This window comes from Mangrovicoccus sp. HB161399, from assembly GCF_013184745.1.
In the GTDB taxonomy this organism is placed as follows: Bacteria; Pseudomonadota; Alphaproteobacteria; order Rhodobacterales; family Rhodobacteraceae; genus Mangrovicoccus.
This window is the reverse complement of the sequence record NZ_JAATVU010000199.1, coordinates 1-2,110: the sequence shown is the minus strand read 5'-3', so window position 1 is coordinate 2,110 and position 2,110 is coordinate 1. Positions and strand designations below refer to the sequence as shown.

General features: G+C 65.9%; 2 protein-coding genes. Both read left to right on the top strand.

Translation table 11 applies throughout. From position 1 onward, the window contains the following. Window positions 1-320: 320 nt before the first annotated feature. Window positions 321-761, top strand: coding sequence for a hypothetical protein (locus tag HCC78_RS32215; RefSeq protein ID WP_172332767.1), 441 nt, complete (start codon window positions 321-323; stop codon window positions 759-761). Window positions 762-1,234: 473 nt separating this feature from the next. Further along, complete coding sequence (locus HCC78_RS32210; protein ID WP_172332766.1) at window positions 1,235-1,801, top strand: hypothetical protein; 567 nt, start codon at window positions 1,235-1,237, stop codon at window positions 1,799-1,801. Window positions 1,802-2,110 lie beyond the last annotated feature (309 nt).

The following is a 2,110-nucleotide window of genomic DNA, read 5'->3' as shown; positions in this document are numbered from 1 at the left end:
CTCCCCGTCGAGCGCGCCGGTTCCCCGCCTTTCCATCCGGACCCGGATCAGGCTGCGCGGCAGGCCGCGGCGGCGGCCGAGCGCGCGGAGCGTCCCGCCGCCCTGAAACCCGGCGGCGACCTGGCGCTTGAATCCGGTGCTGCGGCCTCGGTGGCGTCCGGGCAGGGGCTTTCTTCCTCTGGAAGCCCGCGGAGGGCCAATTCAACCCGGCCGCCTGGCCCGCCCGCAGCGGCGCAATCCAACTTCTGGGAATTTAAGGCGGCGTTGACACCGGCGGATCGAACGGTCCCGCGGACCGTTCGAAGGCACAGAACGCGCCGATGGAGAGCTTCTTCGGCTCCCTGAAAAACGAGCTGGTCCAACGACAAGATTCCGGTCGCGCCGCGAAGCCAGGGCGGCGCTGTTCGGGTGCATCGCGATCTTCTGCAACCGCCTGCGCCGCCACCCGAGCACCGGGTGGCGGCGCAGGCAGGGATCGGCATGGCCGCCGAGACGGCCGCATGGTGAATATCGGCCCAGTCCGGAATCCGGGGGGCAAGTTCGCGCAGCCGTTCGACCCGTCGCAGGACCTGATCGAGATCGAGCGGGAACGGCACAGCCTGCATGGCCGCGAAATCATTTCCGTGGGCGCTGCCATGATCTCCGGCGGACACGCCAGCTACTACCGCCTCGTCCGGCTGGACTCCGACGGCAAGCGCCATCTCGTCGAGCTTGCCTGCCTGATGCCGTCGAGAGAGGAACGCGCGCAGCACGGACTTTGACGGAAACGCCCCGCGCGGCTCATCCCGTCGCGCAGGGCCGGGCGGCAGCAAGCGCCCGCGGGCATGCTGCCCCCCTGGTCCGGCATCGTCGCCGATGCGGCGGAGCCTCAAGCTCCCACTACAGAAGCGGCTTTCGCAAATCCTGCACCTTCCGGCTGATCCGGACGCCTGGCGAGCTTCTTCCCAAAGTCTGCGCGCCAGGCCGTGCAGCGCCTTTTCCGCACGGCCGCAGCGCACCCCCGCGAGATTTCCGCGCCTGCACATCTTTCTAAAGCTCTTAAATTCATCATTTCGACCCAAAGTTTTCGCTTGGAAACCCGGCCTCGGAGACGCGTTAACCTTTTGGTAACGAATTTGGAGCTTCGCCACATGAATCATCTCCACAACCAAGCGCTGTTCATGTGAGTATCGACCGTGCCGCAGCTGCGGCACGGTCGATGTCGTCTTCTCTCGAACGGAGGAAACAGGTCAGGATGCGGGAACACCCCGTCGAAACGCTGCGAATCGCCGCCAACAGGGCCGTCGCCGCGAAGGAACATCTGGATCCTCTCGGGCTGCGCAGGAATGGCCATGGGAGCGCCGGTCGCCGCAGACTGGCTTCCGCGGAGTGGATCGAGTCCGCCATTCCGCTGAACCGTCCCGAGGGAAACTGGGTCGCCTGGGCGTTCCGCGGCGGCACAGCCAGCGTGGAGGACACCCGGCGGCACGCCGGAGAGATCGATACGTTCATCCGGACGCTCGCCGAGCCGTTCGACGCCTTGCAGGATCTGATCGAGATCGAGCTCCAGCGGGAACCGGAAGGTCCGCGGGGAGGCGGCATCATCTCCGTCGGTGCCACCATGATCTCAGGCAACCGGGCCAGCCATTTCAGCCTCGGCCGGCTGGACCGCGTTGCCACATCCTGGCTGGACAGGACCTACGGCAACGACATGCCCATCGCGGCCGAGCTCGTCCGGCTGGCCTCCGACGGCCGCCACTACCGCATCGAGATTGCCTGCCTCATGCCATCGCATGCGCAGCGGGCGCAGTACGCGCTTTGACGGAAACGCCCTGCGCGGCTCCTCCCGTCGCGCAGGGCGGAAATGCAGTCGGCACCAGAGGCGGCGCTGCATCTCTAACAAGGCAACATAACGGATACTCCGAAACGTAAAACTCGCTTTTGGAATGAAGCATTTGCACTGTTCAGGGCATTGGTCCGACCCGGAAGCCCCGCATTCTCCTTCCGGAAGCCTGCACACCGATCCGTGCTGTAACTAGGGTCAGGCCTTCGGTAGCGGGTCTGCATCCGTCGGGAGATTTCAGCCAGCCGATGAGATCCCGCTGGCGGGGGTGGTCTGGCTCAGCCGGTC

Coding starts and splice junctions, on each gene's coding strand:
- HCC78_RS32215 (WP_172332767.1), top strand. CDS start 321: ATGGAGAGCTTCTTCGGCTCCCTGAAAAACGAGCTGGTCCAACGACAA.
- HCC78_RS32210 (WP_172332766.1), top strand. CDS start 1,235: ATGCGGGAACACCCCGTCGAAACGCTGCGAATCGCCGCCAACAGGGCC.